24 protein-coding genes are annotated in these 23,947 nt (G+C 68.4%); 12 read left to right on the top strand and 12 right to left on the bottom strand.

The annotated features are described in order from the left end of the window. Position 1: 1 nt before the first annotated feature. Positions 2-730 carry a hypothetical protein gene (locus tag AVMA1855_RS23930; protein ID WP_284427600.1) on the top strand — a complete coding sequence of 243 codons (729 nt, stop codon included), beginning with the start codon at positions 2-4 and terminating at the stop codon, positions 728-730. A gap of 10 nt (positions 731-740) precedes the next feature. Here AVMA1855_RS23930 and AVMA1855_RS23925 read toward each other — a convergent pair whose 3' ends face one another. The 4 genes from AVMA1855_RS23925 to AVMA1855_RS23910 are packed head-to-tail and all read right to left on the bottom strand — an operon-like array spanning position 741 to position 4,402. Continuing rightward, the gene (locus AVMA1855_RS23925) at positions 741-1,403 is read right to left on the bottom strand and encodes an ABC-type transport auxiliary lipoprotein family protein (RefSeq protein WP_284427599.1); all 663 of its coding nucleotides are present in this window, start codon (positions 1,401-1,403) and stop codon (positions 741-743) included. A gap of 26 nt (positions 1,404-1,429) precedes the next feature. After that, positions 1,430-2,410 carry an MlaD family protein gene (locus AVMA1855_RS23920; protein WP_284427598.1) on the bottom strand — a complete coding sequence of 327 codons (981 nt, stop codon included), beginning with the start codon at positions 2,408-2,410 and terminating at the stop codon, positions 1,430-1,432. Beyond that, positions 2,410-3,267, bottom strand: a complete 858-nt coding sequence (locus AVMA1855_RS23915; protein WP_272549709.1) for an ABC transporter ATP-binding protein — start codon at positions 3,265-3,267, stop codon at positions 2,410-2,412. The genes AVMA1855_RS23920 and AVMA1855_RS23915 overlap by 1 nt, the downstream gene beginning before the upstream one ends. Positions 3,268-3,271: 4 nt before the next feature. Beyond that, complete coding sequence (locus AVMA1855_RS23910; protein ID WP_284427597.1) at positions 3,272-4,402, bottom strand: MlaE family ABC transporter permease; 1,131 nt, start codon at positions 4,400-4,402, stop codon at positions 3,272-3,274. Positions 4,403-4,659: 257 nt separating this feature from the next. Here AVMA1855_RS23910 and AVMA1855_RS23905 point away from each other — a divergent pair, with 257 nt between their 5' ends. After that, a complete protein-coding gene (locus AVMA1855_RS23905; protein WP_284427596.1) occupies positions 4,660-6,372 on the top strand; it encodes a GMC family oxidoreductase in 1,713 nt (570 codons plus the stop codon). A 20-nt stretch (positions 6,373-6,392) separates the two neighbouring features. Here the strand turns inward: AVMA1855_RS23905 and AVMA1855_RS23900 are convergent, their stop codons facing one another. Then, on the bottom strand, positions 6,393-7,349 hold the full coding sequence (locus AVMA1855_RS23900; protein ID WP_284427595.1) for a hypothetical protein: 957 nt from the start codon (positions 7,347-7,349) through the stop codon (positions 6,393-6,395). 414 nt (positions 7,350-7,763) lie between these two features. On the opposite strand from AVMA1855_RS23900, the gene AVMA1855_RS23895 reads away from it, so the two are divergent. From AVMA1855_RS23895 to AVMA1855_RS23875, 5 genes are all read left to right on the top strand, one after another. Beyond that, positions 7,764-8,522: a sulfite exporter TauE/SafE family protein gene (locus AVMA1855_RS23895; RefSeq protein WP_284394620.1), complete on the top strand. Its 759-nt coding sequence runs from the start codon at positions 7,764-7,766 to the stop codon at positions 8,520-8,522. A gap of 203 nt (positions 8,523-8,725) precedes the next feature. Next, positions 8,726-9,490 carry an ABC transporter substrate-binding protein gene (locus tag AVMA1855_RS23890; protein ID WP_284410582.1) on the top strand — a complete coding sequence of 255 codons (765 nt, stop codon included), beginning with the start codon at positions 8,726-8,728 and terminating at the stop codon, positions 9,488-9,490. Positions 9,491-9,523: 33 nt separating this feature from the next. After that, on the top strand, positions 9,524-10,306 hold the full coding sequence (locus AVMA1855_RS23885) for an amino acid ABC transporter permease (protein WP_284407827.1): 783 nt from the start codon (positions 9,524-9,526) through the stop codon (positions 10,304-10,306). Continuing rightward, the gene (locus AVMA1855_RS23880; RefSeq protein ID WP_284427594.1) at positions 10,303-11,046 is read left to right on the top strand and encodes an amino acid ABC transporter ATP-binding protein; all 744 of its coding nucleotides are present in this window, start codon (positions 10,303-10,305) and stop codon (positions 11,044-11,046) included. The genes AVMA1855_RS23885 and AVMA1855_RS23880 overlap by 4 nt, the downstream gene beginning before the upstream one ends. Before the next feature lie 87 nt (positions 11,047-11,133). Beyond that, complete coding sequence (locus AVMA1855_RS23875) at positions 11,134-12,045, top strand: DMT family transporter (protein WP_284427593.1); 912 nt, start codon at positions 11,134-11,136, stop codon at positions 12,043-12,045. A 15-nt stretch (positions 12,046-12,060) separates the two neighbouring features. On the opposite strand, the gene mrdA is transcribed toward AVMA1855_RS23875, so the two are convergent. From mrdA to AVMA1855_RS23855, 4 genes are all read right to left on the bottom strand, one after another. After that, positions 12,061-14,001 (bottom strand): penicillin-binding protein 2, encoded by a 1,941-nt coding sequence (mrdA, locus tag AVMA1855_RS23870; protein WP_284427592.1) that lies wholly within the window; start codon positions 13,999-14,001, stop codon positions 12,061-12,063. A gap of 46 nt (positions 14,002-14,047) precedes the next feature. Beyond that, positions 14,048-14,566: a rod shape-determining protein MreD gene (gene mreD / locus AVMA1855_RS23865; RefSeq protein ID WP_272565890.1), complete on the bottom strand. Its 519-nt coding sequence runs from the start codon at positions 14,564-14,566 to the stop codon at positions 14,048-14,050. A 64-nt stretch (positions 14,567-14,630) separates the two neighbouring features. Beyond that, positions 14,631-15,548 carry a rod shape-determining protein MreC gene (mreC, locus tag AVMA1855_RS23860; RefSeq protein WP_272565891.1) on the bottom strand — a complete coding sequence of 306 codons (918 nt, stop codon included), beginning with the start codon at positions 15,546-15,548 and terminating at the stop codon, positions 14,631-14,633. 181 nt (positions 15,549-15,729) lie between these two features. After that, the gene (locus AVMA1855_RS23855) at positions 15,730-16,773 is read right to left on the bottom strand and encodes a rod shape-determining protein (protein WP_092745880.1); all 1,044 of its coding nucleotides are present in this window, start codon (positions 16,771-16,773) and stop codon (positions 15,730-15,732) included. Between the two features lie 207 nt (positions 16,774-16,980). Between AVMA1855_RS23855 and gatC the strand changes: the two genes are divergently transcribed. From gatC to gatB, 3 genes are read left to right on the top strand one after another with little or no spacing between them, the layout of a single operon-like run. Further along, positions 16,981-17,280 carry an Asp-tRNA(Asn)/Glu-tRNA(Gln) amidotransferase subunit GatC gene (gene gatC / locus AVMA1855_RS23850; RefSeq protein ID WP_284427591.1) on the top strand — a complete coding sequence of 100 codons (300 nt, stop codon included), beginning with the start codon at positions 16,981-16,983 and terminating at the stop codon, positions 17,278-17,280. Between the two features lie 10 nt (positions 17,281-17,290). Continuing rightward, positions 17,291-18,793, top strand: a complete 1,503-nt coding sequence (gatA, locus tag AVMA1855_RS23845) for an Asp-tRNA(Asn)/Glu-tRNA(Gln) amidotransferase subunit GatA (RefSeq protein WP_284427590.1) — start codon at positions 17,291-17,293, stop codon at positions 18,791-18,793. 2 nt (positions 18,794-18,795) lie between these two features. Then, complete coding sequence (gene gatB / locus AVMA1855_RS23840) at positions 18,796-20,256, top strand: Asp-tRNA(Asn)/Glu-tRNA(Gln) amidotransferase subunit GatB (protein WP_284427589.1); 1,461 nt, start codon at positions 18,796-18,798, stop codon at positions 20,254-20,256. Between the two features lie 36 nt (positions 20,257-20,292). On the opposite strand, the gene AVMA1855_RS23835 is transcribed toward gatB, so the two are convergent. Together AVMA1855_RS23835 and pyrE are read right to left on the bottom strand one after the other, a co-directional pair. Then, positions 20,293-20,961 (bottom strand): DUF4124 domain-containing protein, encoded by a 669-nt coding sequence (locus tag AVMA1855_RS23835; RefSeq protein WP_502870372.1) that lies wholly within the window; start codon positions 20,959-20,961, stop codon positions 20,293-20,295. A 5-nt stretch (positions 20,962-20,966) separates the two neighbouring features. Beyond that, positions 20,967-21,665, bottom strand: coding sequence for an orotate phosphoribosyltransferase (gene pyrE, locus AVMA1855_RS23830; protein ID WP_284427588.1), 699 nt, complete (start codon positions 21,663-21,665; stop codon positions 20,967-20,969). Between pyrE and AVMA1855_RS23825 the strand changes: the two genes are divergently transcribed. Both AVMA1855_RS23825 and AVMA1855_RS23820 read left to right on the top strand, forming a co-directional pair. Continuing rightward, positions 21,664-22,479 carry an exodeoxyribonuclease III gene (locus AVMA1855_RS23825; protein ID WP_284427587.1) on the top strand — a complete coding sequence of 272 codons (816 nt, stop codon included), beginning with the start codon at positions 21,664-21,666 and terminating at the stop codon, positions 22,477-22,479. The two genes, pyrE and AVMA1855_RS23825, sit on opposite strands and share 2 nt — an antisense overlap. Positions 22,480-22,581: 102 nt before the next feature. After that, the gene (locus AVMA1855_RS23820; RefSeq protein WP_284427586.1) at positions 22,582-23,220 is read left to right on the top strand and encodes an MBL fold metallo-hydrolase; all 639 of its coding nucleotides are present in this window, start codon (positions 22,582-22,584) and stop codon (positions 23,218-23,220) included. 251 nt (positions 23,221-23,471) lie between these two features. On the opposite strand, the gene AVMA1855_RS23815 is transcribed toward AVMA1855_RS23820, so the two are convergent. Then, positions 23,472-23,711 carry a hypothetical protein gene (locus AVMA1855_RS23815; protein WP_284427585.1) on the bottom strand — a complete coding sequence of 80 codons (240 nt, stop codon included), beginning with the start codon at positions 23,709-23,711 and terminating at the stop codon, positions 23,472-23,474. Positions 23,712-23,947: the final 236 nt, after the last annotated feature.

Below are 23,947 nucleotides of genomic sequence, written 5' to 3'. Positions count from 1 at the left end.
GATGCCCCTTCCGAAGACCAGGGCGCCCACGGCATGGTGGAAGCGTCTCGGCTGCGGCCTTCAACTGCTATTGATCTTCTCTCTCCTGATCGGCGCCTACACCGCGTGGTGGTGGATCGACAGCGCTCGCTGCGACAAGCAGGACGAGTATTCCTATCACGGCATCTGCCTCATGCGCATACAGGAACGCGCCGAGCAGGGCGACAACGCCGCGCAATGGGCCTATGGCGCTTACCTCGAAACAGAACGCCGGGAGCCGGAGGCGCGTGTCTGGCAAATCAGGGCCATGCACGGCGCTCGCGACGGGCTGGACTTACGGGGCGAAATGATCGGCTACTGCGACCGCATCCCCGGCTTCGAGGTGCGCAACGTGGAGGCCGTCATGCTGCGCGTTGCGCAGAACAGCCCCGACGCGCATCTGCGCCTGCTGCACCTCTATACCACCCCCCGCTCCCGTTGCAGCGCCTTCGACCTCGACAAGGCGGGTGCGCAGATTCCCCTGCTGACGCAGTGCGCGCACTTTGGCATTGCCGACTACCTCGAACAGGCCGCCAGTGCGCATCACCGCGTTCCGCCTGCCACCCGTGCGGCCATCCGCTCGAACATGGCTCTCTGCGAAAAGGAACTGGCAGGACAGGCGCCCCCGGATACGACTGCGCAGGAATTCATGCCGGTACGGCGAGAGGACGTGGATGCCCTGTATCGCCGCCTCGCGGCGCTGGAACCCTGAACCGCTCCCCTTACCGCCCCATCTGCTCCAGCCACTGCCCGATGTCCTGCGCGGCCTGGGCCGTGGCGTCGGCCAGGGCGCGGGTGCCGCCGGGCGCATCGGCCGTGGCGGCGGGGCGCTGGACCAGGAACACGCGCTGGGCCAGCAGCTTCTCGCCGGCAGGGGTGGATTCGGCAATGGAGACGCGCAGGCGCACCAGCCCGGCGCTGGTGGCCGGGGCGCTGAACACGTGGCTGAACTCCTCGATCTCCAGGCGCAGCACGGCCGGCAGGGCGCCGCCCTCCAGGATCTGCGCGGCGCCTTCGTCGCCCGTCAGCACGGCGCGGCGCAGGCCCAGTTGGTCGCGCACGGCCTTTTGCACCAGTTGCGCGGGCGGCTGGCTCCAGCGCGCCTGGTTGTAGGGGCGCAGGCGGCGCGCGTCGTCGTAGGCCAGGCGGTACAGCACGGCGGTGCTGCCCTCGACCGGGCCGGTGGTGGTCACGTCGGCCAGGGCCAGGGGCGGCAGCGGCGCGCGGCGGTCCGACGGCGCGGCCTCCATCAGGCCGGGGCCGAAGTCGTACACCTCGGCGCGCACGGGCGGTGCGGGCAGCGCCGAGCAGCCGGCCAGCAGGGCGGCGAATGCCAGGCCAAAAACGGCTCCAGCACAATGAAAACGCCGGCGTTTAGCTATCATTTTAATAGTATCCATGGCAAGCCCTCTCAAGGTTTGGAGACAACAGGCGCCTCGAAGCCGGGCTCGCCCGGCCCGCCGGCGGCGGTGCCCGATCCGTAGATGAGCGACTGCGGGTTGTCGCTGATGGTGCTGGCGGTGCGGCCCAGGCGGCGCACGGCGCGCGAGGTCTCGTCGGCGGCGTGGTTCAGGCGCGGCAGCGTGACGCGGCCGAAGCGGTCGGCAGCGGTGGCCAGCGACTTGGAGCCTTCGGCGATCTGGTCGATGGGGCCGCCCTCGGCGCTCAGCTGCTTGACGGCGGCGCCCACTTCGTTGGCCGCGGCGGAGGCGCTGCTGCCGGCCTGGCGCAGCGCCTGCAGCGTCTCGCGCGCATCGCTGGCCACGCCGGGCACGGCGGCCAGCGCGGGGTCGAGCCGCTGCACCACGGTGGTGTCCAGGCGCTTCATCAGCGCGCTGGCGTTGCCGGCGGCCTGGCCCAGGTTGTCGATGGCGGTGGCGATGCGCTTTTGGTTGTCGTCGCTCAGCAGGTCGTTGATGCGGCCCGTGGCCTCTTCCACCTGCGAGAGGATGGCGGGCCCCTGCTCGGCCAGCTGGCCGAACGGCGAGGTCTTGAGGGGCAGGCGCGGCAGGCCGCTCGATCCCTTGGGCAGCGGCGGCTCGGCCTGCTGGCCGTCGTCCAGCAGCACGTGGGCCAGGCCCGTCACGCCCTGGTAGCCCAGCACGGCGAAGGTGGCCGGGGTGATGGGCGCCTGGTCACTCACGGCGATGCGGATCAGCACGTTGCCGGCCACGTCGGGGTCGAAGCCTATGCGCACCACCTTGCCCACCGCCACGCCCTTGTAGCGCACGGCGGCCTGCGGCTGCAGCCCGCCCACGCTCTGCTTGCTGGACAGTTCGTAGAGCTGGTAACTGGTGTTGTCGCGCGTGAGCCAGAGGCCCAGGCCCGCCAGCAGGGCCGCCACGACGACCACGAAGATGCCCGCAGCGAGGGCGTGGGACTTGTTTTCCATCAGGCGTCCTTGGTCGAGGGCGAAGCCGGTGCGGGCGCCATGGCGCGCCGGCCGCGTTCGCCGAGAAAGAAATGTTGAATGAACGGGTGGTCGAAGTGCACGACCTCCTGCGGGGGACCGGAGACGATGACCTTCTTTTCGGCCAGCACGGCCACGCGCGTGCTGAGCGCAAACAGCGTGTCCAGGTCGTGCGTGACCATCACCACGGTCAGGCCCAGGGCGGCGCGCAGTTCGCGCAGCAGTTCGCAGAAATCGTCGGAGCTGTTGGGATCGAGGCCCGCGGTGGGCTCATCCAGCAGCAGCAGGGGCGGGTCCATGATGAGCGCGCGCGCCAGGGCCACGCGCTTGATCATTCCGCCCGACAGGTCGGCCGGCATGCGCGTGGCGTGTTCAGGCTTCAGCCCCACCATCTGCAGCTTGACCATGGCCGCATCGCACACCAGATCGCCCGGGAGCGTGCCCTGCTCGCGCAGCGCGAAGGCCACGTTGTCGAGCACGTTGAAGGCGGAAAACAGCGCGCCCTGCTGGAACAGCATGCCCACGCGGCTGGCGGCGCCGGCGCGGCCCATCTCGGCGGCGGGGCGGCCCAGCACCGTCACCTCGCCCTTGGCGGGCCGCGTGAGGCCCAGCATCTGGCGCAGCAGCACGGTCTTGCCCGTGCCCGAGCCGCCCACCAGGGCCAGCATTTCGCCGCGGCGCACGGTGAGGTCGAGGTTCTCGTGCACGGCGAATGCCTCCTTGCCCTTGCCGAACACGGTGGACAGCCCCTTGATCTCGACCACCGGCGGCGCGTCGGCGGGCGGGGCCTGCGGCGCCGTGTGGGCGGCGGGGGCGGGGATGAGCGAGGTGTCGTCCATGGCGTCAGATCCCGAGGTTCTTGAACGCGATGGCGAACAGCGCGTCCACGATGATCACCATGGTGATGGAACTGACCACCGAGGCCGTCGTGCCCTCGCCCAGGCTCTGCGTGTTGGGCTTGACGCGCAGACCCCAGTGGCAGCCGATGAGCGCGATGGACACGCCGAACACCACCGACTTCGCCACCGCCATCACGAGGTTGGGAAAGCTCACCGCGTTGGGCAGCGCCTGCACGAAGTAGGCGGGCGACACGCCCAGCGCAAGGTCGGCCGCGAGCATGCCGCCGGCCAGAGCGCACAGCGTGGTCCACACGGCGATCAGCGGCATGGCCACGGCCAGCGCCACGGCGCGCGGCATGACGAGGCGAAAGCCGTGCGGAATGCCCATGACGCGCATGGCGTCGAGTTCCTCGGTGACGCGCATCACGCCGATCTGCGCCGTGATGGCCGAGCCCGAGCGCCCTGCCACGAGGATGGCCGCGAGCATGGGCCCCAGCTCGCGGATCAATGAAATGCCCAGGATGTTGACGATGAACGACTCGGCGCCGAACTGCCGCAGCTGCAGCGACATCAGGTAGGCCAGCACCACGCCGATGAGAAAACCCACGATGGCCGTGATGGGCATCGCCGTGGCGCCCATGCGGTACAGGTGGCCCGACATGTCGCGCCAGGGCGCGCGGCGCGGCGAGCGGGCGGCCCGGAAGATGTCGATGAAGAGCTGCCCCACCAGTTCGAGCAGGTGGCGCATGTGGGACAGGGCGTGCAGCACCTGCACGCCGAGCCGGTCCACCTGCTCGGCCAGCCGCCAGGGTGTGTCGGGCGGGCGGGTGGTGCTGAATTCGGCCACGCGTTCGAGCATGTCGCGCTGTCCGTCGTCGAGCGCCAGCCGCTCGGGCCAGTCGCGGCCCCAGTGGTTCCACAGCAGCTGCGCGCCCACGTGGTCCAGCCATTGCAGGCTGCGCAGGTCCCAGCCGATGGCCGGGCCGCCGCGCGTTTCGGACAGCTGGGCCGACAGCGCGCGCCAGTGGCGGCGCGTGCCCAACTCCGCCGCACCCCAGCGGCCGTGCAACACCGCACAGGGGCCTTCGGGCGTGTCGTCTCGGGTGATGCGGGGCTGGCTGTCGTCTTCGGTCATGGAGGGGGGCGGGAGAAGCTGTGCATGGTAGCGGAGCGGATGGGCGCGGGCACGTCAGCGCAGAACGCGTCCCTGCGCAGGGCACGGGCCGCGTGAATTATGATCAAAACGCCCTCCAGCACAATATCTTCTAGGGCATACAGCTACAAAAATAATAGCAATTGGCTGTTTCCCTATCGACAGCGGCACGGCGCTACGCACAATGGACCGGCACTGCCGCAATGCCCCGGGAACGTGTTCAACGTCCAACAGCCTCCATGAGCGACACCACTTTCGACTACATCATCATCGGCGGCGGCACGGCCGGCGCCCTGCTGTGCAACCGCCTGAGCGCCGGCGGCCGCCACCGCGTGCTGCTCATCGAGGCCGGCCGCAAGGACGACTACCACTGGATCCACATCCCGGTCGGCTACCTGTACTGCATCGGCAACCCGCGCACCGACTGGCTGTACCACACCGAGCCCGACGCGGGCCTGAACGGCCGCAGCCTGCGCTACCCGCGCGGCAAGACGCTGGGCGGCTGCAGCAGCATCAACGGCATGATCTACATGCGCGGCCAGGCGCGCGACTACGACCAGTGGGCCGAGATCACGGGCGACGACGCCTGGCGCTGGGAACACGCCCTGCCCTATTTCCGCCGCCACGAGGACCACTGGCGCCTGGACCAGCCCGCGTCCGCGACCGAGGCCTTCAAGCGCCTGCACGGCAGCAAGACCACCGGCAGCACCGGCGAGTGGCGCGTGGAAAAGCAGCGCCTGCGCTGGGACGTGCTGGACGCCTTCGCCCAGGCCGCGCAGCAGGCCGGCATTCCGGCCACCGAAGACTTCAACGGCGGCGACAACGAAGGCGTGGGCTACTTCGAGGTCAACCAGAAGGCCGGCTGGCGCTGGAACACGGCCAAGGCCTTCCTGCGCCCCACCTGCTACGGGCGGCCCAACTTCGAGATGTGGACCGCCGCGCAGGCCACCAGGCTGTTGATCGACCCCCAGCCCGACGGCTCGCGCCGCTGCACCGGCGTGCAGGTATGGACCGGCGAGGAGATGGTCACCGCCCACGCCACGCGCGAGGTGGTGCTGAGCGCGGGCGCGGTCAACTCGCCGCAGTTGCTGCAGCTGTCGGGCATCGGCCCGGCGGCGCTGCTGCACCAGCACGGCATCGACGTGGTGCACGACCTGCCCGGCGTGGGCGCCAACCTGCAGGACCACCTGCAGATCCGCGCGGTGTTCAAGGTGAACGGCGTGCCCACGCTCAACATGCTGGCCGGCAGCTGGCTGGGCAAGGCGAAGATCGGGCTCGAATACGCCTTCAAGCGCAGCGGGCCCATGAGCATGGCGCCCTCGCAGCTGGGCGCCTTCACGCGCAGCTCGCCCGACCAGGCCCACCCCAACCTCGAATACCACGTGCAGCCGCTGTCGCTGGAAGCCTTCGGCGAGCCGCTGCACGCCTTTCCCGCCTTCACTGCCAGCGTGTGCAACCTGAACCCCACCAGCCGGGGCACCGTGCACATCAAGGGCCCCGACTTCCGCACAGCGCCGGCCATCGCCCCCAACTACCTGAGCACGCCCGAGGACCGCCAGGTCGCCGCCGACAGCCTGCGCGTGACGCGCCGCATCGTCGCCCAGCCGGCGCTGGCGCCCTACCGGCCCGAGGAATGGAAGCCCGGCGTGCAGTTCGAGACCGACGAGGACCTGGCGCGGCTGGCCGGCGACATCGCCACCACCATCTTCCACCCCGTGGGCACGACGCGCATGGGCCGCGACGGCGACCCGATGGCGGTGCTGGATTCGCAGTTGCGCGTGCGCGGCATCGACGGCCTGCGCGTGGTGGATGCGGGCGCCATGCCCACCATCACCAGCGGCAACACCAACTCGCCCACGCTGATGCTGGCCGAGAAGGCCGCCGAATGGATCCGGCAGGCGGCGCGGGCCGAGGCGCCCGGGGCCGAGGCGGTGGCCACGGCCACGCGCTGATCCGCCTTGCGGGGACGCGCTCAGCCGCGCTCGGGATCGGCCTGCGGCTCGCGGTGCTGCTGCGCCGTCTTCGCCCAGACCGCCCCCACCGCCGCGGCCGAGCCCGCGAGCCACAGGGCGGAAGACGCCGTCTGCAGCCGCACGGCCTGGCTGGCATCGCGGGTCGACGCCTGGACGGCCGCCGCGCTCAAGCCGGCGGCGGCCAGGTTGGCGATGCCGCTCACGCCCTGCAGCAGCCCCGTGGCCGCATGGGTGGCCCCCGTGCCCACGGCGCCGAGCGCCATCGCCGCGCCGCTCGCGGCCCAGGCACCGGCGGAGCCGTAGGCGATCGCGCGCTGCACCGGCCCCAGCGTGAAGGGGGCAGCGGCACTCAGCCCACCCGCCACCACGGCGAAGGCGTTCGCCCCGGTGGTCCAGGCGCGGTACGGCACGTTGCCGACCTCGCCCACCATTGCAGCGCCCGCCCACAGGCTGCCGCTGACCGCGGCCGTGGCCTGCGCGGCGCGGGGCACGGCGGCCAGCCGGGCCGACGCCAGGGACAGCGCCGCCGCGGCGGCATCCACCACCGGGGCGCTCCAGGCCGACGCGGTGCGCACCGCGCTCCAGGGCGATCCGGACGGCCGTGGCGCGGCGGGTTCGGTGGGTTCGGTGGGTTCGGTGGGTTCGGCGGCAGCATCTTCCGGGGCGTCGATCCGCTCCACCGCCGGGCCGGCGGGCCGGTCCGTTTCCACCCTCCTGGCGCCCAGCGCCGCCGGTGCCGAGGCGGCCCGGGGCAGCAGCGCAGCGCGGGGCGACAGGCTCGCACCCGGCTGCGGGGCCGGCGGTGCACTGCGGGCCCGCAGGCCGGCCGGGGCGGAGACCGTTCGGCGCAGCGCAGGCGCCTCGGCAGGGAACGCCGGCCACTCGGGGGCGGCCGAGCGGGACGCGGCCAGGGCCGCGGGTGCGGAGAGGGTGCGGCGAAGCGAAAGATCGGTCATGGCGAACAGGCCTTGGAGAGGGAAGCGAAACGACCGCCGATTGAAGCAAACCGCGCATCAATACCGCGTAAAAAGAACCGCCCGCCGCACCCGAGCTTCGCCAATCCCGCAAGCGCTTCGCCAGGGTGCCCCAGAACGGGGTGCGGGAAACCACCAATGCACCAGCAGGGTGCACTCGTTACAGTTCAACCACTCGAAAACGCGCCCGTCGCGTCGAACGAGGGGACCGAGGAGACATCTCGAAGTCGAACAAACCATTCCGATCATCCCCCTATAAGATGCCTTTTTTACAAAGCGCCGGCGACCCCGGCGCTTTTTCTTTGCCCGTTCCCTTGGCCGGTTCGCTGTGCGCCGGCACGCACGAATCGCCCCCCATTCCCCGTTCCGCCCTGCGGCAGCCCCGACAATCGGGGGATGGAATGGATCATTGTTTCTCTGGCGTCGCTGCTGGCCGGCTTCGTGGACGCCATCGTCGGGGGCGGCGGCCTCATCCTCGTGCCCGCCCTGTTCGCCACGTTTCCCAACGCACCGCCCGCCACGCTGCTGGGCACCAACAAAAGCGCCTCCATCTGGGGCACGGGCATCGCCACCTGGCAGTACAGCCGCCGCGTGCAGATGCGCTGGCAGGCGATGCTGCCGGCGGCCGCGGCGGGCTTCATCGGGGCCTTCGCCGGCGCCTGGACGGTGACGGTGATCTCGGCGGATTCGCTGCGCAAGCTGCTGCCGCTGATCCTGCTGGCCGTGCTGCTGTACACGCTGGCCCGCAAGGACTTGGGACGACACCACACCCCGCGCTTCGAGGGCCGGATCGAGACACGCCTGGCCTGCGCCATCGGGCTGGTGGTGGGTTTCTACGACGGCTTCTTCGGGCCGGGCACAGGCAGCTTCTTCGTCTTCCTGTTCGTGCGGCTGCTGGGCTACGACTTCCTGAACGCCTCGGTGTCGGCCAAGCTGCTCAACCTGGCCACCAACGTGGCCGCCATCATCCTGTTCGCGGCCAAGGGGCACGTGTGGTGGCACTTCGCGGTGCCGCTGGCGGTGGCCAACGTGGTGGGCAGCGTCATCGGCACGCACATGGCGCTCAAGCACGGCACGGGCTTCGTGCGCGGCATCTTCATCGTGGTGGTCAGCGCGCTCATTCTCAAGACGGGCTACGACGCCTTCCTGCGCTGAGCCTCAAAAAGTCAAAACGGGCCCGTTTTTTGCGCTCCGGCTCAGGGTTTGCGGGTGGGCATGGCCTCATGCACGCCTTTTATAATGTGGCAATCCCGTGACTGCCCGTCCCGCGGGCGGCCCACTGGCCGCTGGCTCCGGCTTCGCTAACCGCCAAGCCGGATTTTTTGTACCTGAAACCACCCTGCGCAGGAACAACAGAGATGAAGATGTTCAAGACGATCGCCACCGTAGTGGCAATGTGTGCCGCTTTTTCCGTGCAGGCCCGCACGCTGGAGGCCGTCAAGAAGGACGGCAAGATCATCATCGCCACCGAAGGCCAGTTCGCGCCTTTCAACTATTTCCAGGGCACCCAGCTCACGGGCTTCGAGATCGAAGTGGCCAATCTGGTCGCCAAGAAGATGGGCCTGAAGGTCGAATGGAAGACGCTGGGCTTCGATGCCCTGCTGACCGGCCTGGCGCAGGACCGCTGGGATGCCGTCATCGCCTCGCACGGCGTGACCGAAGAGCGCGCCAAGGCCGTCACCTTCGCCACGCCCCACTACTGCTCGGGCGGCATGATCATCGCCACCGACCCCAAGATCCGCACCGCCAAGGACCTCACGGGCAAGATCGTCGCCGTGCAGACCGGCACCAGCTACCTGGAGAACGTGCAGAAGGTCGCCGGCATCAAGGAAATGAAGAACTTCCCCACCGACGTGGACGCCCGCAGCGCGCTCACCTCCAAGCGCGTCGATGCCTGGGTGACCGACAAGTTCGTGGCCAAGGAAGTGGTCGCCAAGAACCCCAAGGCGGGCCTGAAGCTGGGCGACATGCTCTTCATCGAGAAGATCGCACCCGCTGTCTCCAAGGGCAACACCGGCCTGGCCGACGCATGGAACAAGGCCTTTGCCGAAGTGCTGGCCGATGGCAGCTACGCCGCCGTGTCCCAGAAGTACTTCAACGAAGACGTCCGCTGCGCGCAATAAGCCGCGGCGCCGGCTTCGGACCGCCTTCCTTCCATGCTCAATGCTCTGTGGCCACAGCACTGGACGCGCCAGCACCGCAGCAATGCGACGCTGGTCTCCGCCCTGCTGCTGATGGTGTTGGCGCTGGCCCTGCTGGGCCAGCTTCTTTCCTTCCTGCCTGACCCGATCGGACCGAACGCCCAGGCGTTCTCCGACGGCGCGCGCACCACGCTGTGGCTCACCCTGGTGAGCGGCAGCGTGGGCCTGGTGCTGGGCACCAGCGCCGCGCTGGCCCGCACCTCGCGCTGGATCGCGCTGCGCTGGGTCGCCGGGTTCTACATCTGGGTCATCCGCGGCACGCCGCTGCTGGTGCAAATCCTCTTCGTGTACTTCGCGCTGCCGGTGCTGGTGCCGGGGCTGAACCTGCCCGACTTCGCCGCCGCCGTGGTGGCGCTGGGCCTGAACGTGGGCGCCTACAACGCCGAGGCGGTGCGCGCCGGACTGCTGGCCGTGCCGCGCGGGCAGACCGAGGCGGCGCGGGCCCTGGGCCTGTCGCGCCTGCACGTGTTCTTCGACGTGGTGTTTCCGCAGGCCTTCAAGATCTCGCTGCCCCCGCTGGTGAGCAACTTCGTGGCGCTGCTCAAGGACTCGTCCCTGGCCTACGCCATCGGCGTGGTGGAGCTGACCAATGTGGGCAACCGCATCCAGTCGGCGACCTTCCAGCCCATCGCGACGCTCTCCACCGTGGCCGTCACCTACCTGCTGCTGACCACGCTGGTCACGCAGATCTCCAACGCCGTCGAGTACCGCTTCGACGTGGAAGGACGGGCGCAATGAGCCAGGCCACGCCCTACATCTTCGCCGACTGCGTGTGCAAGTCGTTCGGCTCGCACCAGGTGCTCAAGGAGGTGTCCACCACCTTCAACACCGGCGAGGTGACGGTCATCATCGGCGCCTCGGGCTCGGGCAAGAGCACGCTGCTGCGGGCCATCAACCGGCTGGAGCCCCACGACAGCGGCTGCATCACCATCGGCGGCACCGAGGTGACGGACGACCAGCGCACGCTGCAAAAGCAGCGCAGCGAGGTCGGCATGGTGTTCCAGCAGTTCAACCTGTTCGGCCACATGAGCGTGCTGGACAACGTGACGCTGGCGCCCCGCCGCATCCACCGCACCCCGCGCGCCAAGGCCAACGAACAGGCCATGGCGCTGCTCAAGCGCGTGGGCATGCAGGACCATGCGCACAAGTACCCGTGGCAGCTGTCGGGCGGGCAGCAGCAGCGCGTGGCCATCGCCCGCGCGCTGGCGATGGCGCCCAAGGTGATGCTGTTCGACGAACCCACCTCCGCCCTCGACCCCGAGATGGTGCAGGAGGTGCTGGACGTCATGCGCGAGCTGGCCCGTGGCGGCATGACCATGATCGTGGTCACGCACGAGATGGGCTTTGCGCGCGAGGTGGCCGACCGCGTGATGTTCTTCGACCAGGGCCGCATCGCGCACGACGCGCCGCCGGCCGAGTTCTTCGGCAACCCCGCCAGCGACCGCATCCGCGCCTTCATCGGCCGCATGAGCGCCTGAACCGGGGAGGCGCACGCCTCCCCTTCCCGCCAGTCCCTGGCTTTTTCCCGCCCGCGCGCTCATCGGGTGCGCGGGCGCCTTGCCTCCATGAAACCTGAACGCCTGGGCCTGCTGGCCCTGCTGGCCGTGACCCTGGTGTGGGGCACGACCTTCCCCGCGATGAAGCTGCTGTCGGCGCACCTCGATGCGCTGCAACTCATCTGGCTGCGCTTTGCCATCGCGCTGCTGGTGCTCGGCCCGCTGTGGCGCGGCATGCGCCGCGCCGAGCCGCGCTGGGGCCTCGCGCTCGGCCTGCTGCTGTTCCTGGCGTTCTGGCTGCAGATCGAAGGGCTGGCGCGCACCACCAGCAACCGCAATGCCTTCGTGACGGGGCTGAACGTGCTCGTGGTGCCGCTGCTGGCCATGGCCGTGCTGGGGCGGCGCTACGGCTGGCGCCTGTGGGCCGCCTGCGTGATGGCCCTGGCCGGCATGGCACTGATGTTCCATGAGAACGACCCCTGGAACCTGGGCGACACGCTGACCTTCGGCAGCACGCTGTTCTATGCCCTGTACATCCTGGCGCTGGAAGAGTGCGCGCGCCGCACGGCCGCCGAACCCGTGCGCGCCACGCGCATGGCCGCGGCGCAGGCCACCATGATGCTGGCGGCCTCCAGCGTGCTGATCGCCGTGCGCCACGGGGGGCTGGGCAGCACATGGGCATCGCTCGCCACGCTCTCGGTGCCGTCGTGGATCGCCCTGGTGTACCTCGGCCTGCTGGCCAGCGTGGTGGTGGTGACGCTGCAGGCCTGGGGCCAGCAGCGCGTGGATGCCATGCGCAGCGCCATCGTGTTCGGGCTGGAGCCGGTGTTCGCCGCCCTCACCGCCTGGGTGCTGATCGACGAGCGCCTGGGCATCGCCGGGGTGGCCGGCGCAGCGCTGATCGTGGCGGCGCTGATCTTCAGCCAGTGGCAACCCGCACCGCGCATCGCGGGTGCCGGCGGCGCGCAGTCCGGGAACTGACCGCGCCGGGCGGCGTCAGGGCTCGATGAGCGGCACGTCGGCCGCGCGCAGCGGCGTGCCGATGGGGGCTGCCGCCTGGCCCTTGCGCACCGCGGCCATGTCCTGCTCGTTGGGGTAGTCGCCCTGCAGCCAGTAGTCGAACACGCGCCGCGCGATGGGCGCGGCATGCGCGGCGCCGAAGCCGGCGTTCTCCACGATCACGGCCAGCGCCAGGCGCGGGTTTTCGGCCGGGGCGAAGGCGGCGAACAGCGAGTGGTCGCGCTGGTGGTCCTCCAGCGCCTTGGCGTTGTACTTGACGTTCTGCCCCAGGCTCACCGCCTGCGCCGTGCCGGTCTTGCCGGCCGAGGTGTAGGGCGCGCCCGCGAACACGCGCGTGCCGGTGCCGCCCTTGTTCACGGCGACGAGCGCATTGCGCACGATCTCCACGTTCCTGGGTGAAAAGCCCAGGTCCTGCCCCGGGGGCTGCTGCACCTCGGTGATCTGGCCCGTCACCGTGTCCTTGATGGCCTTGATGAGGTGGGGCCGATAGCGCGTGCCGCCGTTGGCCAACGTGGCCTCCGCCAGCGCCAGCTGCAGCATGGTGAAATTGTTGTACCCCTGCCCAATGCCCAGCGACACCGTCTCGCCCGAGTACCAGCGGCGCATCTCGGGGCGCCGGTAGGTGTTGCGCTTCCACTCGGTGCTGGGCAGCACGCCGCGCACCTCGCCGTTGATGTCGATGCCTGTGGCCTGCCCGAAGCCGAGCGGCTTCATGAAGTCGTGGATGGTGTCCACGCCCATGTCCACGGCCAGCGAATAGAAATACGTGTTGCTGGAGAACTGGATGGCGCGGTGCATGTCCACGCCGCCCAGCCCGCCCTCGTGGCTGCGGAAGGTGTGGCCGCCGTAGGTGTAGAAGCCCGGGTCGTTGTACACCTGCGAGGGCGAGCGCTTGTTCAGCTGCAGCGCCCCCAGCGCCATGAAGGGCTTGTAGGTCGAGCCCGGCGGGTAGGTGCCGCGCAGCGCGCGATTGAGCAGCGGCTTGTCGATCGACTCGTTGAGCGCCTGCCAGTTCTCGCTGTCGATGCCCTCCACGAACAGGTTCGGATCGAACGTGGGCTTGCTCACCAGCGCCACGACCTCGCCGTTGCGCGGGTCGATGGCCACCAGCGCGCCGCGCCGCTCGCCGAACATGTCCTCGATCATCTTCTGCAGCTTGATGTCGATGGACAGCATCACCGTGTTGCCAGGCGTGGCCGGGTGGCTGGCCAGCCGGCGCACGGCGTGGCCGCCGGCGGAGGTCTCCATGCGCTCCACGCCGGTCTGGCCGTGCAGGGTGCTCTCGAAGCCCTGCTCCACGCCCAGCTTGCCGATGTGGTCGGTGCCGCGGTAGTTGGCCGCGTCTTCGGAGTCGTCGATGCGCTCCTTCTCGCGCTGGTTGATGCGGCCGATGTAGCCGATCGCGTGGCTGGCCACCTCGCCCATGGGGTAGTTGCGAAACAGCCGGGCCTTGATGTCCACGCCGGGAAAGCGGTAGCGCTGCGCCGTGAAGCGCGCCACTTCCTCATCGGACAGGCGCGTGCGGATGGGCAGCGATTCGAAGTTGCGCGACTCGTCCATGAGCCGCTTGAACCGGCGCCGGTCGCGCGGGTGGATGTCCAGCACCTTCGACAGGGCATCGATGGTGTCGTCCAGCGACTCGACCTTGGAGGGCGTGATCTCCAGCGTATAGGCCGAATAGTTGGTGGCCAGCACCACGCCGTTGCGGTCCATGATGAGGCCGCGGTTGGGCACGATGGGCACCACGGCCGTGCGGTTGCTCTCGGCCTGCTCGGCGAGGTCGTCGTGGCGCACCACCTGCAGGTACACCAGCCGCGCCACCACCAGGCACAGCGCCATCAACACGACCAGCGCCACCACGAACACGCGGGTGCGGAAACGCGACGCATCGGCTTCGGTGTTGCGCAGTTCGGTCATGTCGGCAAAGAAACGGTCAGATCAGGGGGCTGGCGGCGATTCGCGCTCACAGCGGGCGGTTCTCGTCGCGGTCGGGCGGACGGCGCTGCGGCGCCAGCAGTATCCAGCTGGCGAGCGGCCACAGCAAGGCCTCCAGGCACGGTGCCACCAGGCCTTCGAAGCCGGGCAGGATGCCGCCCGACACGATGCGGATCAGCAGCTCGATCGCATGGGCCGCGATGAACAGCGGAAACACCTGCAGCGCCTGCGACGGCACGCTGAACCACAGCAGGCGGCGGTGCATGTACAGGGCGCCGTACATCAGGGCGCAATAGGCCAGGGCATGCTGGCCGAGCAGCGCGGTCTGGTACACGTCCATGCACAGCCCCATGGCAAAGGCCACGCCCATGCCTACGCGCTGGGGCTGGTGCACGCCCCAGAACACGAGCAGCACCATCACGAGGTCGGGCGTCCACACCACGCGCCCGAGCGGCAGCATGTTGAACGCCAGCGCCACCAGCAGGCTGCCGACGATGAACAGGGGACGGACCGGCAGCAGCAGTTGCTGCCCGCGGGGCATGATCATGCGGACCTCCCGGGGCGGGATGCGGCGGCCACGGCAGGCCCGCGGGGGCGCAGGGCAGCGCGGATCATCGGCGCCCCTTGCGCACCGGCGCGGCGGGCGCAGGCGCGGGGCGCTGCGGCAGGTCGGCCGTCAGCGGCTTGAGCACCAGCACGTGGCGCGCGCCGTTCACCTGCGCCAGCGGCGCGCAGTAGATGCGGGCGAAGGCCGAGTCGGCGCGCCGCTCCACCCGCACCACGCGCGCCACGGGCAGCCCCGGCGGGTACAGGCCGTCCACGCCGCTGGTGGTGAGCAGGTCGTTTTCCTGCACGTCGGCATTGCCGGGCATGAAGCGCAGTTCCATCCCGCCGCCGTGGGCGATGACCGGATCGCCATAGGCCACGCTGCGCGCGCCGGTGCGCAGGTTCATCACGGGAATGGCCTGGTCGCGGTCGATGAGCAGGGTCACCTCGCTCAGGAACGGGTGCACGCGGGTGACCTGGCCGAGCATGCCGGACTCGTCCATCACCGGCGAGCCGAGTTCGACGCCGGCCACCTGGCCCTGGTCGATCATCACGCGGCGGGTGTAGGGATCGGCGGCGTCGTAGATCACCTGCGCGGCCTGCGACGGCGTCGTCAGGCGCTCGCGCAACTCCAGCAGCTTGCGCAGCCGTGCGTTCTCCTGCAAGAGCTGCTCGGCCTGGTTGGCGCGCTCGGACATCTGCGCCATGTTGCGGCGGGCCGTGTCGGCATCGGCCTGGGCCACCTGCAGCGACTGGAAGTAGCCCGCCCCCTTGGCGGCGAACTCCACCGGCTGCAGCATGGTCCACTGCAACGGGTAGAGCGCCACGGCCACGGCCTTGCGCAGCGGATCGGTCACCTGGAACCGGGCATCCGCCACCATCAAAAACAGCGCCAGGGCGCTGTAGAGGGCAAGTCGGGAGCGCGGCGAGGGCCCTTGCTTGAAGAAGGGCGGCGCGGACCGTTCGAGCGTACCGAGGGGCATGGGCAGGCAGGCCGTGGGATCAGGCGACAACCGGCCAGGCAGCGGCCGGGGGCCGCGCCAGGAGCGCGGCAGCGTTGGCCCGCCCGCAGCCCTGCACGCCCGGCAGGGGCGGAAGGAGGATGTCCAGCGGTTGATCCATGTCTTTTTCCAGGGCCCCGGCTTCGCGCCAGGGCCGGGCGTGTCACTCGCTCGTGAAGATGCTGCCCTGGCGGTCCATGCGCTCCAGCGCAATGCCGCACCCGCGCACCACGCAGGTCAGGGGGTCTTCGGCGACCAGCACCGGCAGGCCGGTTTCCTCGGCCAGCAGGCGGTCCAGGTCGCGCAGCAACGCGCCGCCGCCGGTGAGCATCATGCCGCGCTCGGCGATGTCGGCACCCAGTTCGGGGGGCGTTTGCTCCAGCGCGTTCTTGACGGCGGAGACGATCTGGTTGAGGGGGTCGGTGAGCGCCTCCAGCACCTCGTTGCTGGAGATGGTGAAGCTGCGCGGCACGCCTTCGCTGAGGTTGCGGCCCTTGACTTCCATCTCGCGCACTTCGGAGCCGGGAAAGGCCGAACCGATGTTCTTCTTGATGGCTTCCGCCGTGGGCTCGCCGATCAGCATGCCGTAGTTGCGGCGGATGTAGCTGATGATGGCCTCGTCGAACTTGTCGCCGCCCACGCGGACGCTGCCCTTGTAGACCATGCCGCCCAGCGAGATCACGCCCACCTCGGTGGTGCCGCCGCCGATGTCGACCACCATGGAGCCGGAGGCTTCGGAGACCGGCAGGCCGGCGCCGATGCCGGCGGCCATGGGCTCTTCGATCAGGTACACCGCGGTGGCACCGGCGGCCTCGGCCGCGTCCTTGATGGCGCGGCGCTCCACCTGGGTGGAGCCGCAGGGCACGCAGATGATGATGCGGGGGCTGGGGGTGAGCAGGGTGCGGGGGTGCACCATCTTGATGAACTGCTTGATCATCTGCTCGGTGATCACGAAATCCGCGATCACCCCGTCCTTCATCGGACGGATGGCTTCGATGTTGCCGGGCACCTTGCCCAGCATGGCCTTGGCTTCGCGGCCGACGGCCTGGATGACTTTCTTTCCGTGGGGGCCGCCTTCGTGGCGGATGGCGACGACCGAGGGTTCATCGAGCACGATGCCCTTGTCGCGGGCAAAAATCAGGGTGTTGGCGGTGCCAAGGTCAATCGCAAGGTCGGTGGAGAAGTACCGACGGAAAGCTCCGAACATTCAAAAATCCTCTCAGGCACGGCATGCACGTCGGCCTGCCATCGCCGGGTGATATTAGGGGGTGTTTATTGGATTTTTTCGCACAATGACCGGCAGTTGGGAGGGTATTGCGGCAAAGCCGGGATAATACCGCATCCCCTGTGAATAACTCCCTCCGGCATGGCCCGGATTTCAGCTTTACATCCGGTTTCCCACCCCCCTTCCCCTATGGCACTGACACCCCAGGACATCGGCCGCATCGCCAATCTGGCGCGGCTCGAATTGAGTTCGGACGACAGTGAGCGCATGCTCACGCAGATCAACGGTTTCTTCGGCATCGTCGAGAAGATGCGGGCTGTGGATACTACCGGCATCGCCCCCCTCGCGCACCCGGTCGCCGCCGTCCAGGCCGTGGCCCTGCGCCTGCGCGAGGACGTCGCCAGCGAACCCGATCAGCGCGAAGCCAACCAGCGCAGCGCGCCGGCCGTGGAGAACGGCCTGTTCCTCGTGCCCAAGGTGATCGAATGAGGGCGCCCCGATGACCACCCACTCCACCACCGCATTGCACGACCTGGGCGTGGCCGCCCTGGCCACCGAACTGCGCGAGCGCCGCGTCTCCGCCGTCGAAGCCGCCCAGTACTTCCTGGCGCGCGCCGCGGCCCACCAGAACCTGGGCGCCTACGTCGCCGTGAACGAAGAAGCCACCCTGGCGCAGGCCCGCGCGCAGGACGCGGCCATCGCGGCCGGCACGGCGGGCCCCTTGGCCGGCGTGCCCATCGCCCACAAGGACATCTTCGTCACGCGCGACTTTCCCAGCACGGCCGGATCGAAGATGCTGACCGGCTACCAGTCGCCCTTCGACGCCACCGTGGTCGGCCAGCTGGCCAACGCCGGTGCCGTCACGCTGGGCAAGCTCAACTGCGACGAGTTCGCCATGGGCTCGGCCAACGAGAACTCCGCCGTGGCCCCGGTGGGCTTCGATGCGCCCGCGCCGGTGCGCAACCCCTGGGACGCCACCCGCGTGCCGGGCGGCTCGTCGGGCGGCAGCGCCGTGGCGGTCGCCGCGCGCCTGGCGCCTGCCGCCACCGGCACCGACACGGGCGGCTCGATCCGCCAGCCCGCCTCGTTCTGCGGCATCACGGGCATCAAGCCGACCTATGGCCGTGCCTCGCGCTACGGGATGATCGCCTTCGCCTCCAGCCTGGACCAGGCCGGCCCCATGGCCCGCTCGGCCGAGGACTGCGCTCTGCTGCTGTCGGCCATCTGCGGCCCGGACCTGGACCGCGACTCCACCTCGCTCGACCTGCCGGCGCAGGACTTCACCCGCCAGCTGAACGACGGCATCGACGGGCTGCGCATCGGCATCCCCGCCGAGTTCTTCGGCGAGGGCCTCGCGCCCGGCGTGCGCGCCGCGGTGGACGCCGCGCTCCAGGAATACGAGAAGCTCGGCGCGAAACTGGTGCCCATCAGCCTGCCGCGCACCGAGCTGTCCATTCCCGTGTACTACGTGATCGCGCCGGCCGAGGCCTCGTCCAACCTCTCGCGGTTCGACGGCGTGAAGTTCGGCCACCGCGCCAGCGACTACACCGATCTGGTGGACATGTACAAGAAGACGCGCGCCGAGGGCTTCGGCGACGAGGTCAAGCGCCGCATCATGATCGGCACCTACGTGCTGTCGCACGGCTACTACGACGCCTACTACCTGCAGGCGCAGAAGATCCGCCGCATGATCGCCGACGACTTCCAGAATGCCTTCCAGTCGTGCGACCTCATCGCCGGCCCGGTGGCACCCACGGTGGCGTGGAAGCTCGGCGAGCACGGCAACGACCCGCTGGCCGACTACCTGGCCGACATCTTCACGCTGCCCGCCTCGCTCGCCGGCCTGCCCGGCATGAGCGTGCCCGCCGGCTTCGGCGAGGACGGCATGCCCGTGGGCCTGCAGCTGATCGGCAACTACTTCCAGGAAGCCCGGCTGCTCAACGCCGCCCACCGCCTGCAGCAAGCCACCGATTTCCACCTCCGCACGCCGGGAGGCCTCTGAACATGACCGCCCCATTGATCCACGGTTACGAAGTCGTCATCGGCTTCGAAACCCACACCCAGCTTGCGACGAAATCCAAGATCTTCAGCCGCGCGCCCACCGCCTTCGGCGCCGCGCCCAACACGCAGGCCTGCGCGGTGGACCTGGCCCTGCCGGGCACCCTGCCCGTGATGAACCGCGAGGCCGTGGCCTGCGCCATCAAATTAGGACTGGCCCTGGGCTCCACCATTGCGCCGGAAAGCGTTTTCGCCCGCAAGAACTACTTCTATCCGGATCTGCCCAAGGGCTACCAGATCAGCCAGTTCGAGATCCCGGTGGTGCAGGGCGGCGAGGTGTCGTTCTTCCTCGGTGACGAGAAGAAGACCGTGAAGCTCGTTCGCGCCCACCTGGAGGAAGACGCGGGCAAGTCGCTGCACGAAGACTTCATCGGCCAGAGCGGCATCGACCTGAACCGCGCCGGCACGCCGCTGCTGGAGATCGTGACCGAGCCCGACATGCGCTCGTCCGAAGAGGCCGTGGCCTACGCCAAGGAACTGCACAAGATCGTGACGTGGATCGGCATCTGCGACGGCAACATGCAGGAGGGCTCGTTCCGCTGCGATGCCAACGTCTCGGTGCGCAAACCCGGCGCCCCGCTGGGCACGCGCCGCGAGATCAAGAACCTGAACAGCTTCAAGTTCATGCAGCAGGCGATCGACTACGAGATCCGCTGGCAGATCGAGCAGATCGAGGACGGCCACGCGATCCAGCAGGCCACGGTGCTGTTCGACCCCGGCACGGGCGAGACCCGTGCCATGCGCACCAAGGAAGACGCGGCCGACTACCGCTACTTCCCCGATCCGGACCTGCCGCCGCTGCAGATTTCGCAGCAATGGGTGGACGAGCAGCGCGCGCTGATGCCCGAGCTGCCCCGCAGCATGGCCGCGCGCTTCGTGGCCGACTACGGCCTGCCGGAGTACGACGCGACCACGCTGACCCAGTCGAAGGCGATGGCTTCGTATTTCGAATCGGCGGCGCAGGCCAGCCAGCAACCCAAGCTGGTCAGCAACTGGATCATGGGCGAGGTGTCGCGGCGGGTGAATGCCGGCGAGAGCGACATCGCCTCGGCCCCCGTGGGCGCCGCCCAACTGGCGCAACTGGTCACCCGCATCGCCGATGGCACGATCTCCAACAACGCCGCCCGGCAGGTGTTCGATGCGCTGTGGAGCGATGCGGCTGCGGGCGACGTGGACGCGATCATCGAGACCAAGGGCCTCAAGCAGATGAACGACTCCGGCGCGCTGGAAAAGATCATCGACGACGTGATCGCCGCCAACCCCGACAACGTGGCCCAGTTTCGCGCGGGCAAGGACAAGGCCTTCAACGCGCTCGTGGGCCAGGCCATGAAGGCCAGCAAGGGCAAGGCCAATCCGCAGCAGGTGAACGATCTGCTGCGCGCCCGGCTCGCGGCGGCGTCTTCCTGACGCCCACCCCGCCCCGGCCACCGGGGAAGGGTGCCTTTACTGTGAAGGCATAGCGGGGCGCTGCCCCGCCCAAAGGCTCTTGAGCTGCACCAGTTCGGCGTCGAACCGCTGGTGCACGCGGCGCTTTTCCTGCTCCTGCCCGGCAATGAACCGCTGCTGCTCGGCCAGGGCGTCTTCCTGCTCGGCGATCTGGCGGCGCAGGAGCATGGGCGCCTTGCTGGGATCGCGGCGGTAGAACTCCATTTCAGTATCGAGCGCCTTGCGCTGGCGCTGCAGGTCGGCCACGCGCTTTTCGGCGACGGCCGTGACCTCGTTGACCTGCTGGATGGCCGCGGCGCGCTCGGCATCGTGCGAGGCCTGGTCGGGGTAGCGGGCCACCAGCACGCGCTCGCGGCGGCGCTCGTCGGCGATGCGGGCGCGCTCCTCGGCCTCCTTGCGGCGCTGGGCCTCCAGGGCGGCGCGCTCCTGGTCGGTGAGGGTGGGGCCCAGGCGCTGGCGCTCGGTGCCCGATGGCCCCAGCACCCGCTGCTCGCGGTCCACACACTCGGCGATGGGCCGATCCGCCGTGAGGCGACGGCCCTGGGCATTCACGCAGGTGTAGATGCCGGCGGTCGGAGAGCCGCTCGGCTGCGCCCCGGCCGGCGTGCCCGCCAGGCCCGAGAGGGCGATCACCCACCAGCCGAATCTCCAGGCCGTCTTGCTCAAACGAACTACCCCCCTTGCACGCCGTAGCGCTGGCGGTATGCCAGCACGTGTTCATGGTGGGTGTGCACACCCGGCTCCCCACTCTGGGCCAAATACTGCAATAAATCTGCCAGCTTGGCGATGGTGCATACCTGCATGCCCAGATGGTCGCGCACGTACTGCACGGCGCTGTGCTCCACGTCCTGACCGTTCTCGGTCGCTTTCTCCTGCCGGTCGAGGGCGATGGCCATGGCATGGGGCTGGGCGACCGCGGCGCGGATCAGCGCGATCGACTCGCGCGCCGCGGTGCCGGCGGACATCACGTCGTCCACGATCAGCACGCGGCCGCGCAGCGGGGCACCCACGAGCGTGCCGCCTTCGCCGTGGTCCTTGGCCTCCTTGCGGTTGTAGGCAAAGGGCACGTTGCGCCCGTGCCGCGCCAGTTCGACCGCCACCGTGGCCGCCAGCGGAATGCCTTTGTACGCCGGCCCGAACACCATGTCGAACTCGATGCCGCTCGCCAGCAGGGCTTTTGCATAGAATTCGGCCAGCCTGCCCATCTTGGCGCCGTCGTCGAACAGACCGGCGTTGAAGAAATACGGGCTCAAGCGGCCTGCCTTGGTCTTGAATTCGCCGAAGCGCAGCACCCCCGCTTCCACGGCGAATTGCACGAAGTCCTGCGCCAGGCGGTCCTGTTCCACCGATTGCGCCTTGTCTGTCACCATGGATTCACCCCTTTTCAAATTAACGAGCCTCAACCTCAACGGCATCCGCTCCGCCGCATCCAAGGGGGTGGAGGCATGGATCGCCGCAACGCGGCCGGATTGTATTTGCGTGCAGGAGATCAAGGCGCAGTCGGCCGACATGCTGGGCCGCTTCGAGCACCTGGCGGGCCTGAAAGGGCACTTTCACTTCGCGGCCAAGAAAGGCTACTCGGGCGTGGGCATCTACCCGCGCCACGAGCCGAGCGACGTGCGCATCGGCTACGGCTCGCAGGAGTTCGATGCCGAGGGCCGCTACGTGGAAGCCCGCTTCGACACGCCCGCGCGCAAGCTGTCGATCATCAGCGCGTACTTTCCGAGCGGCTCCTCGGGCGAAGAGCGCCAGCTGGCCAAGTTCCGGTTCCTGGACGAGTTCCATCCCCACCTCATGCGCACCAAGGGCGAGCGCGAGTTCATCCTCTGCGGCGACATCAACATCGCCCATCAGGCCATCGACCTCAAGAACTGGCGCAGCAACCAGAAGAACAGCGGCTTCCTTCCGCAGGAGCGCGAGTGGATGACAAAGTTGTTGCACATAACTGATGAAGGCGGCGGCCTGATAGACGTTTACCGTCAGTTACAACCAGACGCCACGGACACGGCCTACACGTGGTGGAGCAACCGGGGGCAGGCCTACGCGAACAACGTCGGATGGCGGCTGGACTACCACTTGGCCACGCCGGCCATCGCAGCCCTGGCCCGCACCGAGCACATCTACAAGACCGAGAAGTTTTCGGACCATGCGCCGATCACGATCGGGTACGACATGGTGTTGTAAGGCGATGGCTGGGTCGCCATGGGGCACGGCCCCATCCACGCAACGGCTCTCCGTCATCCATGTGGGGCAACATCCCTCTTTTTCTCTTATCCGGCTTTCACCATGCTCCAATACCACACGCGTCCGGTCACCGCATTTCAGCAGAACTGCTCCATCGTGTGGTGCGATGCCACCAATCGAGCCGCATTGGTCGATCCCGGCGGTGATCTGGACAAGCTTTTGGCGGATGTCGAACAGCGTGGCCTGAAACTGGCGCAGATCTGGCTGACCCACGCGCACATCGACCACGCAGGCGGTGCCGGAGAACTGTCCCGGACTTTGAATCTGCCCATCATCGGACCGCACCCAGGCGATCAGTTCTGGATCGACGGCTTGCCGCAGCAAAGCGCGATGTTCGGATTCCCGCCCGCCGAGCCGTTCACCCCCACGCGGTGGCTGCACGACGGAGACACCGTGCAGATCGGACAGGAAACGCTGACCGTTCGGCACTGCCCCGGGCACACGCCGGGCCATGTGGTGTTCCATGCGCCCCAGATCCAGCGCGCTTTCGTCGGGGATGTTCTGTTTGCGGGCAGTATCGGCCGCACGGACTTTCCGCAGGGCAACCACCAGCACCTCATCGACAGCATCGTCCAGCGCCTGTGGCCCATGGGTGACGAAACCATCTTCATTCCAGGACACGGGCCGGAGAGCAGCTTTGGGCGGGAGCGACAGAGCAATCCGTACGTCGGTGGAACCTGATTGGTCCAACGTGTGAACTGAGCCTTGGCGGGCGCACAGCTGCGCCTGTAGCGAACTGTTTGCTCAGGCAACCGCTCCTTGCCATCGAACTGCCTCGAAGCGGCCTGTGCGCGGCCCGCTGATTCTGCACCTGCACACCCGGCAGGCGATCAGGCTCACGCCGCCCAGGAGGGTGGTAATCGCACCGAACTGGAGGTGTTCTTGCTCCCCGTCGATGGCCGCTTGTGTGCTGGTGATGGCCCCACCTTTGACTACAAGCGCTTCAACTCTTTCTGAGCCACTTTCATCGCCTCCAAGAAATCGGCGAAGGGAAACTTGATTTCTTGATCGTTGTAAAGCACGTCATTGCAATACAGCTTCATTTCCGCCTGATCCTCACCTCGCTCTTTATTGAGCTCGCACAGAATAATATTACCCCAGCGAACTTGAACTAAAAGTTTTTCAAATCCGTCTCGATCTCGAACAAGAATTTCAAAAGCGGTTTTTTTCATTATTTCCACCTTTTGTCTAGGAAGTTAAAGCGGCTACTCGATTCAAAGGCAACTCCATGCCCGTTTGGCTTCCCGTAATCGACACCACCTCCTGATAGGTCATCCCTCGTAGGGAACCTCTCAAAACCCATCCGGTCCCTTGTTGATCGAGAACGCGTGCTCCATCCTTTGCCATGATCACTCCCCGTAGCGCCCTGAAGTTCGACCTGTTCGCTGAGGCCTCGCGCCAACACAAG

Origin of the sequence: Acidovorax sp. SUPP1855, assembly GCF_030158955.1 — a bacterium.
GTDB lineage: Bacteria > Pseudomonadota > Gammaproteobacteria > Burkholderiales > Burkholderiaceae_C > Paracidovorax.
The sequence above is the reverse complement of the archived record's forward strand: the minus strand, read 5'-3'. Positions and strand labels throughout refer to the sequence as shown.

Excerpts from the sequence above, each read along its gene's own strand:
- AVMA1855_RS23930 (WP_284427600.1), top strand. The coding sequence starts at position 2 with ATGCCCCTTCCGAAGACCAGGGCGCCCACGGCATGGTGGAAGCGTCTC.
- AVMA1855_RS23925 (WP_284427599.1), bottom strand. The coding sequence starts at position 1,403 with ATGATAGCTAAACGCCGGCGTTTTCATTGTGCTGGAGCCGTTTTTGGC.
- AVMA1855_RS23920 (WP_284427598.1), bottom strand. The coding sequence starts at position 2,410 with ATGGAAAACAAGTCCCACGCCCTCGCTGCGGGCATCTTCGTGGTCGTC.
- AVMA1855_RS23915 (WP_272549709.1), bottom strand. The coding sequence starts at position 3,267 with ATGGACGACACCTCGCTCATCCCCGCCCCCGCCGCCCACACGGCGCCG.
- AVMA1855_RS23910 (WP_284427597.1), bottom strand. The coding sequence starts at position 4,402 with ATGACCGAAGACGACAGCCAGCCCCGCATCACCCGAGACGACACGCCC.
- AVMA1855_RS23905 (WP_284427596.1), top strand. The coding sequence starts at position 4,660 with ATGAGCGACACCACTTTCGACTACATCATCATCGGCGGCGGCACGGCC.
- AVMA1855_RS23900 (WP_284427595.1), bottom strand. The coding sequence starts at position 7,349 with ATGACCGATCTTTCGCTTCGCCGCACCCTCTCCGCACCCGCGGCCCTG.
- AVMA1855_RS23895 (WP_284394620.1), top strand. The coding sequence starts at position 7,764 with ATGGAATGGATCATTGTTTCTCTGGCGTCGCTGCTGGCCGGCTTCGTG.
- AVMA1855_RS23890 (WP_284410582.1), top strand. The coding sequence starts at position 8,726 with ATGAAGATGTTCAAGACGATCGCCACCGTAGTGGCAATGTGTGCCGCT.
- AVMA1855_RS23885 (WP_284407827.1), top strand. The coding sequence starts at position 9,524 with ATGCTCAATGCTCTGTGGCCACAGCACTGGACGCGCCAGCACCGCAGC.
- AVMA1855_RS23880 (WP_284427594.1), top strand. The coding sequence starts at position 10,303 with ATGAGCCAGGCCACGCCCTACATCTTCGCCGACTGCGTGTGCAAGTCG.
- AVMA1855_RS23875 (WP_284427593.1), top strand. The coding sequence starts at position 11,134 with ATGAAACCTGAACGCCTGGGCCTGCTGGCCCTGCTGGCCGTGACCCTG.
- mrdA (WP_284427592.1), bottom strand. The coding sequence starts at position 14,001 with ATGACCGAACTGCGCAACACCGAAGCCGATGCGTCGCGTTTCCGCACC.
- mreD (WP_272565890.1), bottom strand. The coding sequence starts at position 14,566 with ATGATCATGCCCCGCGGGCAGCAACTGCTGCTGCCGGTCCGTCCCCTG.
- mreC (WP_272565891.1), bottom strand. The coding sequence starts at position 15,548 with ATGCCCCTCGGTACGCTCGAACGGTCCGCGCCGCCCTTCTTCAAGCAA.
- AVMA1855_RS23855 (WP_092745880.1), bottom strand. The coding sequence starts at position 16,773 with ATGTTCGGAGCTTTCCGTCGGTACTTCTCCACCGACCTTGCGATTGAC.
- gatC (WP_284427591.1), top strand. The coding sequence starts at position 16,981 with ATGGCACTGACACCCCAGGACATCGGCCGCATCGCCAATCTGGCGCGG.
- gatA (WP_284427590.1), top strand. The coding sequence starts at position 17,291 with ATGACCACCCACTCCACCACCGCATTGCACGACCTGGGCGTGGCCGCC.
- gatB (WP_284427589.1), top strand. The coding sequence starts at position 18,796 with ATGACCGCCCCATTGATCCACGGTTACGAAGTCGTCATCGGCTTCGAA.
- AVMA1855_RS23825 (WP_284427587.1), top strand. The coding sequence starts at position 21,664 with ATGGATTCACCCCTTTTCAAATTAACGAGCCTCAACCTCAACGGCATC.
- pyrE (WP_284427588.1), bottom strand. The coding sequence starts at position 21,665 with ATGGTGACAGACAAGGCGCAATCGGTGGAACAGGACCGCCTGGCGCAG.
- AVMA1855_RS23820 (WP_284427586.1), top strand. The coding sequence starts at position 22,582 with ATGCTCCAATACCACACGCGTCCGGTCACCGCATTTCAGCAGAACTGC.
- AVMA1855_RS23815 (WP_284427585.1), bottom strand. The coding sequence starts at position 23,711 with ATGAAAAAAACCGCTTTTGAAATTCTTGTTCGAGATCGAGACGGATTT.